General features: G+C 36.3%; 22 protein-coding genes and 1 pseudogene. 5 read left to right on the top strand and 18 right to left on the bottom strand.

Going from position 1 to position 11,830, the window contains the following annotated elements; genetic code table 11:
• Positions 1–80: 80 nt before the first annotated feature.
• From QZ289_RS10265 to QZ289_RS10250, 4 genes are all read right to left on the bottom strand, one after another.
• A complete protein-coding gene (locus QZ289_RS10265; RefSeq protein WP_295702269.1) occupies positions 81–524 on the bottom strand; it encodes a hypothetical protein in 444 nt (147 codons plus the stop codon).
• Positions 517–1,038 carry an ImmA/IrrE family metallo-endopeptidase gene (locus QZ289_RS10260; protein ID WP_295702267.1) on the bottom strand — a complete coding sequence of 174 codons (522 nt, stop codon included), beginning with the start codon at positions 1,036–1,038 and terminating at the stop codon, positions 517–519. Before QZ289_RS10260 ends, QZ289_RS10265 begins: the two co-directional genes overlap by 8 nt.
• 88 nt (positions 1,039–1,126) lie before the next feature.
• Complete coding sequence (locus tag QZ289_RS10255) at positions 1,127–2,059, bottom strand: phage late control D family protein (protein WP_295702265.1); 933 nt, start codon at positions 2,057–2,059, stop codon at positions 1,127–1,129.
• Positions 2,050–2,289: a hypothetical protein gene (locus QZ289_RS10250; RefSeq protein WP_295702263.1), complete on the bottom strand. Its 240-nt coding sequence runs from the start codon at positions 2,287–2,289 to the stop codon at positions 2,050–2,052. Before QZ289_RS10250 ends, QZ289_RS10255 begins: the two co-directional genes overlap by 10 nt.
• Positions 2,290–2,388: 99 nt before the next feature.
• On the opposite strand from QZ289_RS10250, the gene QZ289_RS10245 reads away from it, so the two are divergent.
• The 3 genes and pseudogenes from QZ289_RS10245 (at position 2,389) to QZ289_RS10240 (ending at position 2,893) form a co-directional block, all read left to right on the top strand.
• Positions 2,389–2,592: a hypothetical protein gene (locus tag QZ289_RS10245; protein WP_295702261.1), complete on the top strand. Its 204-nt coding sequence runs from the start codon at positions 2,389–2,391 to the stop codon at positions 2,590–2,592.
• Positions 2,522–2,713, top strand: a pseudogene (locus tag QZ289_RS10480) (hypothetical protein); the annotation flags it as partial. The gene QZ289_RS10245 and the pseudogene QZ289_RS10480, both read left to right, overlap by 71 nt.
• Before the next feature lie 9 nt (positions 2,714–2,722).
• Positions 2,723–2,893: a hypothetical protein gene (locus tag QZ289_RS10240; protein ID WP_295702260.1), complete on the top strand. Its 171-nt coding sequence runs from the start codon at positions 2,723–2,725 to the stop codon at positions 2,891–2,893.
• On the opposite strand, the gene QZ289_RS10235 is transcribed toward QZ289_RS10240, so the two are convergent.
• The 5 genes from QZ289_RS10235 to QZ289_RS10215 all read right to left on the bottom strand — a co-directional run bounded on the left by QZ289_RS10235 (position 2,894) and on the right by QZ289_RS10215 (position 6,365).
• Positions 2,894–3,442, bottom strand: coding sequence for a hypothetical protein (locus tag QZ289_RS10235; RefSeq protein ID WP_295702258.1), 549 nt, complete (start codon positions 3,440–3,442; stop codon positions 2,894–2,896).
• Positions 3,443–3,467: 25 nt separating this feature from the next.
• Positions 3,468–4,244, bottom strand: coding sequence for a phosphoadenosine phosphosulfate reductase family protein (locus tag QZ289_RS10230; RefSeq protein WP_295702256.1), 777 nt, complete (start codon positions 4,242–4,244; stop codon positions 3,468–3,470).
• Positions 4,245–4,388: 144 nt separating this feature from the next.
• Positions 4,389–4,649: a phage tail assembly protein gene (locus QZ289_RS10225; RefSeq protein WP_295702254.1), complete on the bottom strand. Its 261-nt coding sequence runs from the start codon at positions 4,647–4,649 to the stop codon at positions 4,389–4,391.
• A 9-nt stretch (positions 4,650–4,658) separates the two neighbouring features.
• On the bottom strand, positions 4,659–5,162 hold the full coding sequence (locus tag QZ289_RS10220) for a phage major tail tube protein (protein WP_295702252.1): 504 nt from the start codon (positions 5,160–5,162) through the stop codon (positions 4,659–4,661).
• 93 nt (positions 5,163–5,255) lie between these two features.
• Positions 5,256–6,365 carry a phage tail protein gene (locus tag QZ289_RS10215; RefSeq protein WP_295702250.1) on the bottom strand — a complete coding sequence of 370 codons (1,110 nt, stop codon included), beginning with the start codon at positions 6,363–6,365 and terminating at the stop codon, positions 5,256–5,258.
• A gap of 107 nt (positions 6,366–6,472) precedes the next feature.
• Between QZ289_RS10215 and QZ289_RS10210 the strand changes: the two genes are divergently transcribed.
• Entirely contained in the window at positions 6,473–6,652 is a 180-nt protein-coding gene (locus tag QZ289_RS10210) for a hypothetical protein (protein WP_295702249.1), read from the top strand.
• The gene (locus QZ289_RS10205) at positions 6,649–7,044 is read left to right on the top strand and encodes a hypothetical protein (protein ID WP_295702246.1); all 396 of its coding nucleotides are present in this window, start codon (positions 6,649–6,651) and stop codon (positions 7,042–7,044) included. Before QZ289_RS10210 ends, QZ289_RS10205 begins: the two co-directional genes overlap by 4 nt.
• Here the strand turns inward: QZ289_RS10205 and QZ289_RS10200 are convergent, their stop codons facing one another.
• From QZ289_RS10200 to QZ289_RS10160, 9 genes are all read right to left on the bottom strand, one after another.
• Complete coding sequence (locus tag QZ289_RS10200) at positions 7,045–7,251, bottom strand: hypothetical protein (RefSeq protein WP_295702245.1); 207 nt, start codon at positions 7,249–7,251, stop codon at positions 7,045–7,047.
• Positions 7,251–7,586, bottom strand: a complete 336-nt coding sequence (locus QZ289_RS10195) for a hypothetical protein (protein ID WP_295702243.1) — start codon at positions 7,584–7,586, stop codon at positions 7,251–7,253. The genes QZ289_RS10200 and QZ289_RS10195 overlap by 1 nt, the downstream gene beginning before the upstream one ends.
• Positions 7,576–8,091 (bottom strand): DUF5675 family protein, encoded by a 516-nt coding sequence (locus tag QZ289_RS10190; RefSeq protein ID WP_295702241.1) that lies wholly within the window; start codon positions 8,089–8,091, stop codon positions 7,576–7,578. The genes QZ289_RS10195 and QZ289_RS10190 overlap by 11 nt, the downstream gene beginning before the upstream one ends.
• A gap of 200 nt (positions 8,092–8,291) precedes the next feature.
• Positions 8,292–8,600 carry a phage holin family protein gene (locus QZ289_RS10185; RefSeq protein ID WP_295702239.1) on the bottom strand — a complete coding sequence of 103 codons (309 nt, stop codon included), beginning with the start codon at positions 8,598–8,600 and terminating at the stop codon, positions 8,292–8,294.
• 4 nt (positions 8,601–8,604) lie between these two features.
• On the bottom strand, positions 8,605–8,895 hold the full coding sequence (locus QZ289_RS10180; RefSeq protein ID WP_295702237.1) for a hypothetical protein: 291 nt from the start codon (positions 8,893–8,895) through the stop codon (positions 8,605–8,607).
• A 176-nt stretch (positions 8,896–9,071) separates the two neighbouring features.
• Positions 9,072–9,275, bottom strand: a complete 204-nt coding sequence (locus QZ289_RS10175) for a DUF1353 domain-containing protein (RefSeq protein ID WP_363322775.1) — start codon at positions 9,273–9,275, stop codon at positions 9,072–9,074.
• On the bottom strand, positions 9,251–9,508 hold the full coding sequence (locus tag QZ289_RS10170) for a hypothetical protein (RefSeq protein ID WP_295702234.1): 258 nt from the start codon (positions 9,506–9,508) through the stop codon (positions 9,251–9,253). The genes QZ289_RS10175 and QZ289_RS10170 overlap by 25 nt, the downstream gene beginning before the upstream one ends.
• A gap of 8 nt (positions 9,509–9,516) precedes the next feature.
• Positions 9,517–10,071, bottom strand: coding sequence for a hypothetical protein (locus QZ289_RS10165; protein ID WP_295702232.1), 555 nt, complete (start codon positions 10,069–10,071; stop codon positions 9,517–9,519).
• Between the two features lie 9 nt (positions 10,072–10,080).
• The gene (locus QZ289_RS10160) at positions 10,081–11,568 is read right to left on the bottom strand and encodes a hypothetical protein (protein ID WP_295702230.1); all 1,488 of its coding nucleotides are present in this window, start codon (positions 11,566–11,568) and stop codon (positions 10,081–10,083) included.
• Positions 11,569–11,830: the final 262 nt, after the last annotated feature.

Below are 11,830 nucleotides of genomic sequence, written 5' to 3'. Positions count from 1 at the left end.
AAAGATTGGCTTATGGATAATTCTAGGAATATCACTTATCATACAAAGGAGTTGAGTATAAGCGGGGTGTTGGTGTAAAATTATGGCTTTTTAATAAGTTTTTCAGTAATACCCTTAAAAAGGTTTCTTATGCCTTTGGCTGTAGGAAAACCTAACATTGCTACAAATAACATTCCCAATGCGTATAGAAACTTTTTAGCTATGAAATTAACAATATCTATACAAGGTAAATTTAATTGTAAGATATACTCATCGCTCAGTATGAATAAAATAAGTAAAAATATAAGCCAAAAATAAAACCATTTACCACTAAAAAATTTAACTATAAGTTGTGAGTATGCCTTATTAAGCAATTCTGTATTTTGTAACGAATGTCCAGCGTCATTATGTTTCTCCTTGAGTTTGGTAGTATAGAGCTCATCTTCATATTTAAACTCTTGGAGGTTGCTTTCATTTGCATCTGGCGTTTGAATAGCCCCTCTAGGTTTATTATATTCTAATATTTCATCAACATCCTTACTCATATTCTATTCCTAAAAAATCAAGCCTATAGCTTATTCCCGTGGATGATACTCCAAAGAAATCAGCCATTTGATTAATGCTATATCCTTTCCTGCAAAGTTCTTTTACCTTATCTTCAGGCATTAATAGATTTGCAGCAAAGAAGTTGGCTTCTATTTCTTTTATGCTAAAGCCTAGTGATGATAGGCTATCTCTATAAGAGATATGTTTGCGGTTGTCTCTTTCTTCAAACACCTTGCCTTTGTAATGCAAGACATAGTGCCCAATCTCGTGAGCAATAGAGAATCTTTGTCTATTTATGTTATCCTTTTCGGATATGTATATTTCTCCCTCTTGGGCTTTTAGCATACCCGATACATCATCTCTATCAAAGGTAGCTTTAAACACTTTTAATCCCATTTTATTGGCAATCTCTAATACCTTAATAGGGAACTCAATACACTCTGTAAAGCTATCCAAAACATCTAGTGCAATATTTACAATTTGCTTTTTTGTATAGGTTTTGCTTTCTAGCATATTGTCTCCTAAATACTTTCATCTTATTTATATAGTATTGTAATAAAGTTTTAATAATATTTAAAAGATTCTTAATGTAATAGGGGATTTAGCTTCTCATACTCTCAAATTCTAAACTCATATTCCAAGCTTTAGAATCTAAAGTGTGCGTTACTTGTGTGATGATATGTGTGCTTGTGGTATTATCTTTTGTAAGTGCTAAATATCCTCCTGCAAAGAGCACTCTACCTATGGCATTAAGAGAGCCTTTGAATTTCTTTGCATTAAGAGATTGCAGTCTTGTGGTAGCCTTTTGCAAGGCATTGCTATCATCAGTAGCATGCGAGCTCATCTTATAAATTGGCACTCCTTTACCCACCTTAACCATTCTTGTGTTGCCCTCTGTATCAGCATATGTAAGCTCTAGGGAGGCATAATGCTTGGAAGCAAACTGCTCTATGCTTAAAGATATGCAATCACTCGCATTGATATGATACGCCCTCCTATCAAAGCTCAAGTCTCTATCAAGGAATATCAAAGTATCGTTTTTTATACTAAAAGAGCAATCTAGCTCTTTGCTTAAGCGATATAGAAGTGAGCTATCACTCTCATCTACTTGCTCTATAAATTCTATACTATCGCTGTATTTAAAGTTAAGCTTGGTTTTGAGGTTATTTTCTCTTGCTATGGTGCTTAATATATCTTTAAGGCGGAGGTTTTCAAAACTGCGGCTTTTCTTTACCTTTAATTCCTTGCTAAAGTCAATGCTTGTGGCTTCAACTTGAAAGCTTTGTCTATACTCCTCTTTGATCGCACTTACATAGAATGCTCCCATAAAATTAAGGCTATTCCTCCCTAGAAAAAGCTCGATTCTATCGCTAAATTTTGGCAGGGCAGAATTGGGAGCGAGGGTAAGGCTTAATGTATCGGCACTATCGCTTTCATAGTCAGTATAACAAAGGTTTGTGATAATAAGATTATGTTTGCTTGTGCCATTAAGAGTAATGCTATATTTTGGGGCGATATATTGCTCTATTCCCATATTCCTAGCACCTCATCACTCTCTTGTGTCTCTTTGAGATTTGGGAGATAAACAATCTCACCACCTTTTAATATGGGGGTAGAGACTAAATGGATATTTGTTAGAATAAAGGCATTATATCCACTTTCATAATGCAAGGTATTAAGGCTAGAATCTATTCCATAATATTTAGCATATATGCTATCTAGTCTCTCTCCTTGAATGGCTATATGCTTTAGAGAATCTTGCATTATCTTTTCCTTCATTGGGGAATATTAAAGCGTATTGTAGGGTATTTGAGATTCTTTAATAAAAATGTGTTAGAATACTACCAAATGAAAGGTGAGGCTATGAAACGTTGGACATATTTATTGGAAGGTAGTAGCAAGGTATTTGATTTTAATGCTTTGTATAATCCAAATTCGCAGGATAATATTAGGCAATCTTGGAATTGTGTAGGGCAGAGCATAGCAAAGGCAATACATGCAAAAGAACGAGATAGAAAAAACAAACAAAGAGTTGAAAAGCAAAGAGCCAAATCGCGTAATCCTTAAGAAGGCAGCTCAGTTATTCGAGGGTCCTATTCCTCCACCCCAAATATTAAAGGGATATAAAGATATAGATGATTCATTCCCTGATAGAATACTAAAGATGGCGGAAAAAGACTTGCAAACTAGGCACAATATGAATTATTTGGGTTGGTTTGGGACATATTCATTATCTCTTATTCTTATTGGCGGTGGAATCTATCTTGTAGCCAATGATAAGCCAATATATGGGCTTATCATACTTGCTTCAAGTGCCATATTTCCTATGTTACAATTATTTTTTAAAAGGAAAAACAAAAAAGATTAATCACTCCTTTGCTAACTCTGCTTCAAATATAGCAATAGCCTTTTTTTGTAAGGCTTTTGTTTTATCTATGGCTATGAGACTAAAGGGCTTTGTTTTAAAATAAAATACTTTTGAAGCTCTAGGAGATTTGGCGTTTTTATGTGAGTATATCGTGGAGGCACTTGCTTCAAAGGGCGTGTGTTTAAGATTGTCTTTATATCTTGTAGCCATAAAGCCGCTTTTGTTATCGCTTTTACTTCCTCCTTGCCGCACTCCCAAAAATGCGCCCTTAAAAAAGAGTGTTTTGTTTTTGGCAATTTTCACACGCACACCTTGCTTATTTTGAAAACGCTTGAAATTATTGATAGAGAGAGCGACTTTAGCATTTGCGATTGTTGCCTCTAGCTTATCCTGCTTTGCCCTTGATATTTTGGTAAGATTTCGTATCTTTTTATTGCTTAGGGCATAATCAAGCTTTATGAGCTCCCTTTGCTCTTTGGCAATCTTTGTGATGGAGCGATTGAGAGCATTGCGCACATATCTGTGCAAATCTTTTTCAAAACTTTTCATTGTTGCCTCGCTATTCCATATTTATTCACCTACAAAAGCAAGTATCGCTTATCTCAAATCTATCCTCAAATATTGGCTCTGCTTCTTTCTCAAACCTCTTTTTTAAGTCTGTCAAAGTAACATTTGGCTTCCAAGTTGTATTCTCACAGCCTAGTTTTTGTGCCTTTACTTCCCATTGCAGCATAAGCTCAAAATATTGCGGATAATATTTGTATAGATTATACAAGCTTCTCATACTTTGTTTAGGGCAGAAGTAGCAGCCTGTCCTGCTAAACTTTTCATACAATGTATTGTGTATGCCTCGCTCTTTTAAGAATAGATCGACTTCATATTCATTCATGCCCCACTCGTGCAATGGATATTTGCTTATGGCATATTCTAGGTTACTTACTCTGCCGCTTTCTACTTCATTATAGGTATATCCTATCAAAGCAGTGTTCATATATTTTTGGGGGCTTAACTTGCAGACAAAGGATTTAGTGGGATATACTTTTGTCTCTCTCGTGCAGTATTCTTTGCCAACGCTTCTAGGCAATCCTCTTAATTTGCCTATCTTTTCTCCTCTTGTAATAGGATATTCAAAAGCCCATTTTTCTATTGCGTGGCAAGAATCTAATCGTGTAATAGTCATATCAAAGTTTCTTTGGAGGTAAGCTTCAAGCTTACCTATGTATTCATACATCTCTTTAAACTCAAAGCCTGTATCGCAGAATATAATATAGTCTAATTTATTACCAAGCTCCAGCCATTTCACTACCATAGCACTAGAGTCTCTGCCGCCGCTTAAATTTGCTAATATCATATCAAGCCCTTTACTTTAAGCCAAGAGAGGACTCTGCAAATTTCTTAGCGATTTCAAAATATTCCTTAAATTCACTTAAACTCATATTTTTAATATCACTCAAGCTAAAATGCAGGGCATAGCCAATTAAAGCAATGCCCTCCCTTAGTTTCCCTCATCTATTCCCACGAATTCACCTATCTCCTCACTCAAACGCTTAAATTCCTTCAAAGGAAGGGAGTCTAATATTTCATTTGTAAGCTCTCCATCGCTCATATCAATTAACAAAGCCTTGCTTGTAGCTATCTCATCTGTGCTTTTGCTCCTCGCTTTTTGAATCTGCAAGAGTGTTGGTTCTTTTAAAATAACTTCTTGTCCATCTCTAAACCTGAAGGTTTTGGTAGTAGTAGCGATTTTATTTAACATTTTTGCTCCTTACATAATATTTTTTCTAATACTTGCAAATTGGTCTATGCCATTAACCATATAAGTGGAGTTCTCTATATCATATGCGATAAGCGACACTTTATTCACTTCATACACAAAACTATAAACTGCTATCTCAAAGCTATGCTCGATTTCTTTTATCATTTCGTAGTTGGGCAATTCACCCACCTTAACCACTCCCCCCATTGTAGCTACAATTTGCGTGTCTTTTTGTGTAATGCCCACAGAAGTCATATTCTGCTTAACATAAATGATTTTTGGGATAAGTGTGCTAAGGGCTGCAATAGTAATAGCGTTTATATCGCTCACTACGAGTTTTGCAGAAAGCGGCTTGAGAGAGGGCAAAACTTTTTCATATTTGCCAATACTTGCTGTTGCTTCAATGGTATCATAATCAAGCTTTGGAGGCTCAAAAGACTTTAAAATTCCAATACAACCGATTCCATCGATAAAGACATTTCCGCCGCTAAAGGCTTGAGGTGTAAAATTCATTTTTTCTCCTTTGTGTAAAATCTAATTCTAATCTCTTTGAGATTCCAAGAGGTTTTTACAAGAGTGTGCTAGGCAAAAGCACCAAAAAGCAACTTAAAGCTCCTTTATCAGTTGTGTGCTGTATTTAGTAACACGATATATCTTATTGACTACCCTAGAGATAAGGGGCATCTCTTGCACTTCTTGCTTGATGTAGATTTCCCCCTCTGCGATACTCTCATTGGTATTAAGCTCTTCGGGGAGTGAGATTTCAAAACCGATAACGACATTATTAGCCACAAGCTTTCGATAAAAACTATTCAAATCATCTTTGAGTTGCTTTACCATATCCGCCACTTGTCTATCTATAGCTTCTTTTTGAGAGGCAAGGAGTGTTTCAATGATGGTATCAAATATGACAATGCTATGAAGCGATTCTATGCCTAAGCTTGTATCTCGTGTGTGCCTCCCCCACGCCCTTATGCCATTATCTACAAAGATTGTAGTAACCCCCATAGCTCGCAATCTATCTGCCTCACAATCCTCTCCTTGAATATACTCTATGGTGTCAATGACGCCAATTACCCCATCTATTACTTTGTTTGAATAGGTATGTGCAAATCCAAAATCACTACTTGCCATCACTTTAGCATAGAGTGCGATGAGGAAAGCAGAAGCTGGACGAGGTGTCTTATCTATCCTTTGGACTTTTTGAAAGCTAATAATAGCTCGATGAGTTTGAATAGAATCTAGCTCTTGCTTAATGCCAACCTCATCAGTAGCGTTAAGCTCAATAGCATAAATCGCCCTAAGGCTTGTGGCAATCTGTTTTAGCTTTTCATATACGCCTAGGTCATTATATTCAGTGGCAAGAATGAACTTTGGCTTATAGCTTAGCTCTTGTTCGCATTTTTTTAAGGCATTAATAGCTTCAATGACTTTTGCAATATTCTCACTCTCCCCTGCTTCATCTTCGCCCTTTTTTTTGGCAAATGCAGAGATGATAATTTGGCTTTTAAGATTTGTAGATTCTAAATCCTTTAAGGCATTAGCAATACTTCCCTCGCCAATGGCAGCAATCGCCTCACTCACATCACTAAAGTAATGCAATCCCTGCAAGGAGCTATCATCTCCACATAGGGCGATAGGACGAGTATTGTTAATATCATAGCTTTTGGGGCTTAGGTTATGAAGTTCGACATTGATTCCGTATTTGCTTGGCATAATATACTCCTTTGTAGAATTTTTCTTTTATGCGGTTATTTGGTACTATGGTAGAGTTTTTAAGATTCTTAAGATATAATCAAGCATTCTTTGATAGGAGGTAAGCGGTGGAAAAAAGAGTTGTATGTGATAGCTTTAATGCAGGACTAAAGGACTTAAAGGCAATGGCTACAAAAAACGCTTCCTCTCCTACTAAACTCACAGGAAGCTTTAATGCAGGACTAAAGGACTTAAAGGCAATGGTAGAAAAACGTGGGGCAAATACAACGGATAAGAAATCTAAATGAGTGAAGCTATCCCATATATTGCTTTGGGCGTAGCTATTCTTGCTCTACTTGCTACGATATATTCTATTGTGGTAGCGCAAAATAGTTTTAAAAGAAGCACGACCCTGCAAATGGAGGTTTTTATCCTCAATACTTACAAAAACTATGCAAAAGCTTTATATGATGAAAGTATTCAAGCCAAAGAGTTGGGTAATCTCACGGCACAATTTCTAATGGCAATAGATTTGTATTGTAAATATATTCTCAATGGACATTTAGACGATAAGCTTTCTTACGATAATGCAAATTTTATCAAAGAAGTGATTATAACCTTTGAAGATATTATAAGGGAGAATCTCAAGGACTATAATAATATCAATGATTATATCGCCTCTTCACATTTTCAGGCTTAATCACTCACCCATACACGCCTTTAAGTCTGCTTGTAATAACTCATCATAAATAAGAATATTTTGCAAATCTAGCTCTAGGTTGTTACTATATGTTGGTTTAGCAGTGGGCTCAATATTGCATTTGATAGGTACTTTGACTTCTTCATAGATTCTCATAGGAATGCAGCCACAAAGCAAAAAGAGCGCAATCAGCACTGATATTCTCATTATCTCTCTCCATACCAAAGCTTAATGTGATTTTGTATGTTTTGTAATCTTTCCTCGCAATAGCCTTGAGGGGATTGCAAGGGTTGATATTTTGTGATAATTCTTTCTTGTATCTTTGGTTTTTGATTTTTATAGGTTTGTATATCAAGGCTTAATTTTTCTATGGCTTGATTTTGCTTTTTGAGAGTATGAAGCAAAGTAGCATTTTCATACTCCATCGCCTTTAACTTAGCTTTTGTGTTTGTATAAGTGATAATCATAAAAAGCACAAGAGCTACACATAGAGTGATAGTAATAAACTTTATAGATTTGAGAAAGGACATTTTATATTTCAATTATTTCCAATGTGCAGTTTTCAATGCCTATTTTCTCTAGCAAATCAAAAAACTCCTTACACGCTTCCACACTCCCTGTGATAGTGCCTTTACCACTATGAGCCTTGCCTAAGAGTATGCAGCCTTCAGTGTCTTGAGGGTAGTTGCCCACGTGGATTAAGATTCTGCGATTGCGGAAGCTCGGCAATTCTTTATCGCAAGTTACCCAAATAGCTCTATTACGACCATTGGGCAGCTTATATTGAGGATATGAGTGTGCTAAAGAAGCATTCTTGCTACTATCTGTCCATTCTAGACTATAGGTGCGTGGCATAATACGCTTATCTTGATTTGGGGTATCCGTGCTAGGGCCTATATTTTCACAGGTAAAACATTTATATAAACTAGAGCCATCTTCGTTAATGACTTTAAGCTCTCCTATGGTGGAATCCTCTATTTTAGGGTTTGTAGGTTTTTGTATATTTTTATGTTCGCTTTTGCGTTGAAGTATAATTTTGTATGTCATTTTCTCTCCTTATCGCGTTTTTAGTGATTGTAGAGTTTTTAAGATTCTTAAGATAAAAAGCGGGGAATGTGGGAAATTTTACCTTTGAAACTCACTTGATGAATGCGTTAGCACTCATCAAGTGTATCCTTTAGGTGCGAAGAGGAGATTTGACTTCACACGAAGTAAGACTATGCGGTAGCGGAGGCATAATGTAGCGATTATTTTGCGTTGAATTTGTTTTCTATCCACTTGATAGCAAGCCTGCTCATCGTATCGCTGCCTAAAAATCCCGCTCCTCCTCCAAGCATTACGCTAAGACTATTGGGAAACTCAAAAAATATACAAATCTCATAAAAAAGAAATGTCAAAAACATTGAGCCAATAGTAGCGATGATTAACCTTCTAACAAACTTTCCCTTATGATGTTTCTCCTCTGCATCATAAAGTCTCAATGCTGTTAAAAATCCCATAACCAATGCCATCATAAAAACCCAAAAGTAATTCCAATCTATATTAAGAATATCCATTGCCCTAGCCTTTGAGTTTATAAACTATTAAAAATGTAAGTGAGGAAATAATGCCATTAATTGAAGCAACGCCCGAAATGCATGTTATAAGCCTTTGATTGATTACGCTTCTCTCAATGAGGGCATTTGCTAGACAATAGAAATCCTCATTTGCATAGCAAATAGAAGCATACGCCCAAAAGTCAAGGCTTTGGTAGTATAGCCACACAATAAAGCACATACTTGATATGAAAGATATGATTATAGCAGTTACTATAATCCAAAATGTAGCTTTCTCACTCCATCGTCTATTCATTTTCTCTCCTTTTGCGTTATCTCTTTGGTGCTTTTAAGGGAGTGTTTTACTCATTTCATTGCGGCGTATGCAAAGTCCGCCTCATTCATTCGCTCACACAACCCTTAAAAATGCTTTTGTGGATTGTAGAGTTTTTAAGATTCTTAAAGTTATAAAAGCGTAGGTAAATGTGTAGGTTATATATACCCCTTTATTTTGGCAAAGAGCCGCACGGCAAAATACAAAATATAACACTTCATTTTGCTAAAAGCTTTTGTCTCAAGCATAGATTCTAAAAATATTCTATCTGCCTGTAATCTTGTTATTTTACCTTTGTGAAATTCCTCACATAAATAGTCGTGCAAAATAGCACATTTTAAACCTTTGCCATATTTAGGAATAAAGCTATGGAAGCCAAAGTTTGTAAATCCATCACTGATAAACCCAGCAGGGATAATATAATCTCATCTCGTTTAAGCCATTTGCCATATTTGCTAAAATACTCTACCCTCTCTTCATCATTTGCCTCGCCCTTTTTATAATAACAAAAAGGTTGTATAAGCATATAGGTTTTACCATCATTGGCAATTTCACATATAATAGCCGCACTAAAGGGATTTGCTTGTGTATTCATATTATTCCTTAGCTTTCAAGTGCATTCATCACATCTTCGTAGCTTTCCCAAGTAATATTATGCACTTCTTCAATGCTAGTGAGCTTTTCTACATAGCTTTTTAGCACCCCACAGCGATATGTGACATCTGCTTTATAGGCAATACCATCACTATATACTTTTTTGAGCTGGGCTTTTGTATGCAAGATATTTTCTTTGCTTGAATTTCCATCATCTTTTCTGCAGCGAAATGGCATATCTGCATTTGCAGCAACTGCACCCATAAGATTGATTTGGTCTTCCAAATCACCATCATAGATATGCACTTCTCCCAATGCAGAGCTTCTAAAATTGATGAGTTTGCCCTCACAAAGAGCATTGAGCTCTTTGATTTTCCATTCTTTTGCTTCTTTCAAAGGAGCATCTAATAACTCTTGTAAGCTTTGGGGTAAAGTATCTTCTTTAAAAGGCTCATTTAATCCCTCTCCTTTAACAAATGCTTTGCCATTCTCTTCTCCAAGATATTCAAAATTTCCTTGCACTAGAAGGATTTGAGTGGTTAATATACTATAAACTTTTTTCATACTTGCTCCTTAAGATTGTTTTTGCAATGTCTGTGTGGCAACATTAATATTCCCATCTAAATATGCACCACAAGAGTACACCTCATCGCCGCACAAAGTAATCAAATTTGCTTCAGCTCCAAAGGCATAAAGCATATAATCCTTAAAGTTTGAAGGAAGATAAACAAGCTGAAAATCTCTTGTATTAAGAATATTACCAATGCCTAAACTCCCATCTGTATTAAACCCAAAGGCAACAAGTGAGCCGCTATTTTTAAGCTTTGCAAAGGTGCGAGTATTGGCATTTGCAGAAGTTACGATGCTCTGTATATTCTCTAATACAATACTTGCCATTTGAGAGTTGCCAGTGCGTGAATCTCCAAAGCCATAGCCCCCATAACCAAAACTCCAAAGATTACCATCTGTATCTATGGCAAAGCAAGTGCCACTTCCACTTGCAGCATAAATATCTTCTATGTCGGTTAAATCATTTCCATTTTGCTTTAAGATTCTAACAAATACGCTTGAATTGCTTAAATTGCTTTGGGAGAGTTGGCACTCTACATTATATCCAGCTCCGCGAATGCTTTTATCCTCTAGCAAAATGAGTGAGGTAGCAGAGTTATTAGCCCCTATAGAGGTAGATACCTTGATGACTTGAGTGTTAAATGTAGTTTTTGCAGGAATGGTTACATTAGTAGTTAAGTTAAGCCCTAGATTACCACTAGCATTATATCCCCAGCTCCAAAGATTACCATCTGTATCTATGGCAAGAGCATAGCCATAGTTTCCATTACTTGCAAAAGATATATCAACAATATCCCTTAAATAAGGGCTTTGAGTAAAAGTGGAGGTATTAATAGTATTGCCTATACCTAATTCCCCACTTGTATTTGTCCCAGCTCCATATATCCTGCCATCTTCGCTTAAAATAAGTGTAGTTTGTTTGCCAGTAACTTGTGATTGACCGCTCACAATCTTTGCAGGACGGAAACTTAACTCTATCTTTGTGGGAATAGGGATATTGGCAGTATTACCACTACCAGCACAGCCGCTATTATTTACCCCCCATACATAGAGATAGTTACCTTCCTTTGGGAGGGCATAAAATACATTATGCCCTCCATATACTTCTATAAATTCAGTATCTCTTGGCAGGGCTACTCGTGTGAAACCTGCATAGTTGCTTCTCGCGCTTCCACTGCTCATATTGCTTAAGCTATGTCCTCGCATTAAAACATCACCATAAAAGACCACCTCATCATTAGAATCTAATAATACCTCTTGCACCATAAGAGAGCGATAGAGATGCACATTTTTTAAGAGTCGATATGATTTTTTAAATATACCACTTGGGCGTGAGGCGGCAATTTCACTTTTAATACTCTCGCCTAGTGTTTTTATAGCTTCAGCTTGTGCATTTAATTCGCTTGTGCTATCTTTGCCTAAGTCTTTGATGAGCTTACCTATCTCATCAAGCTTATAGTAGAGTTCTTGTGTGGAATCTGTAGTTGGCATATATACTCCTTTGTAGAATTTTTCTTTTATGCGGTTATTTGGTACTATGGTATAGTTTTTAAGATTCTTAAATATTGCCTTGCTTATTCCCCCTCCCAAAGCGTAGTATGATAGAGTTTTTAGCTTTAATTGATTTTTGGGGGATTTTAAGGGAGTGTATCGCTCATTTCATTGCGGCGTATATCTAATACGCCTCACTCATTCGCTCACACAACCCTTAAAATCCCCCAAAAAAATGATAAAGGTATTAATAATAATGATT

The organism is uncultured Helicobacter sp., from assembly GCF_910577135.1.
Classification (GTDB): domain Bacteria; phylum Campylobacterota; class Campylobacteria; order Campylobacterales; family Helicobacteraceae; genus Helicobacter_C; species Helicobacter_C mastomyrinus.
The sequence above is the reverse complement of the archived record's forward strand: the minus strand, read 5'-3'. Positions and strand labels throughout refer to the sequence as shown.

Excerpts from the sequence above, each read along its gene's own strand:
- QZ289_RS10265 (WP_295702269.1), bottom strand. The coding sequence starts at position 524 with ATGAGTAAGGATGTTGATGAAATATTAGAATATAATAAACCTAGAGGG.
- QZ289_RS10260 (WP_295702267.1), bottom strand. The coding sequence starts at position 1,038 with ATGCTAGAAAGCAAAACCTATACAAAAAAGCAAATTGTAAATATTGCA.
- QZ289_RS10255 (WP_295702265.1), bottom strand. The coding sequence starts at position 2,059 with ATGGGAATAGAGCAATATATCGCCCCAAAATATAGCATTACTCTTAAT.
- QZ289_RS10250 (WP_295702263.1), bottom strand. The coding sequence starts at position 2,289 with ATGCAAGATTCTCTAAAGCATATAGCCATTCAAGGAGAGAGACTAGAT.
- QZ289_RS10245 (WP_295702261.1), top strand. The coding sequence starts at position 2,389 with ATGAAACGTTGGACATATTTATTGGAAGGTAGTAGCAAGGTATTTGAT.
- QZ289_RS10240 (WP_295702260.1), top strand. The coding sequence starts at position 2,723 with ATGAATTATTTGGGTTGGTTTGGGACATATTCATTATCTCTTATTCTT.
- QZ289_RS10235 (WP_295702258.1), bottom strand. The coding sequence starts at position 3,442 with ATGAAAAGTTTTGAAAAAGATTTGCACAGATATGTGCGCAATGCTCTC.
- QZ289_RS10230 (WP_295702256.1), bottom strand. The coding sequence starts at position 4,244 with ATGATATTAGCAAATTTAAGCGGCGGCAGAGACTCTAGTGCTATGGTA.
- QZ289_RS10225 (WP_295702254.1), bottom strand. The coding sequence starts at position 4,649 with ATGTTAAATAAAATCGCTACTACTACCAAAACCTTCAGGTTTAGAGAT.
- QZ289_RS10220 (WP_295702252.1), bottom strand. The coding sequence starts at position 5,162 with ATGAATTTTACACCTCAAGCCTTTAGCGGCGGAAATGTCTTTATCGAT.
- QZ289_RS10215 (WP_295702250.1), bottom strand. The coding sequence starts at position 6,365 with ATGCCAAGCAAATACGGAATCAATGTCGAACTTCATAACCTAAGCCCC.
- QZ289_RS10205 (WP_295702246.1), top strand. The coding sequence starts at position 6,649 with ATGAGTGAAGCTATCCCATATATTGCTTTGGGCGTAGCTATTCTTGCT.
- QZ289_RS10200 (WP_295702245.1), bottom strand. The coding sequence starts at position 7,251 with ATGAGAATATCAGTGCTGATTGCGCTCTTTTTGCTTTGTGGCTGCATT.
- QZ289_RS10190 (WP_295702241.1), bottom strand. The coding sequence starts at position 8,091 with ATGACATACAAAATTATACTTCAACGCAAAAGCGAACATAAAAATATA.
- QZ289_RS10185 (WP_295702239.1), bottom strand. The coding sequence starts at position 8,600 with ATGGATATTCTTAATATAGATTGGAATTACTTTTGGGTTTTTATGATG.
- QZ289_RS10180 (WP_295702237.1), bottom strand. The coding sequence starts at position 8,895 with ATGAATAGACGATGGAGTGAGAAAGCTACATTTTGGATTATAGTAACT.
- QZ289_RS10170 (WP_295702234.1), bottom strand. The coding sequence starts at position 9,508 with ATGAATACACAAGCAAATCCCTTTAGTGCGGCTATTATATGTGAAATT.
- QZ289_RS10165 (WP_295702232.1), bottom strand. The coding sequence starts at position 10,071 with ATGAAAAAAGTTTATAGTATATTAACCACTCAAATCCTTCTAGTGCAA.
- QZ289_RS10160 (WP_295702230.1), bottom strand. The coding sequence starts at position 11,568 with ATGCCAACTACAGATTCCACACAAGAACTCTACTATAAGCTTGATGAG.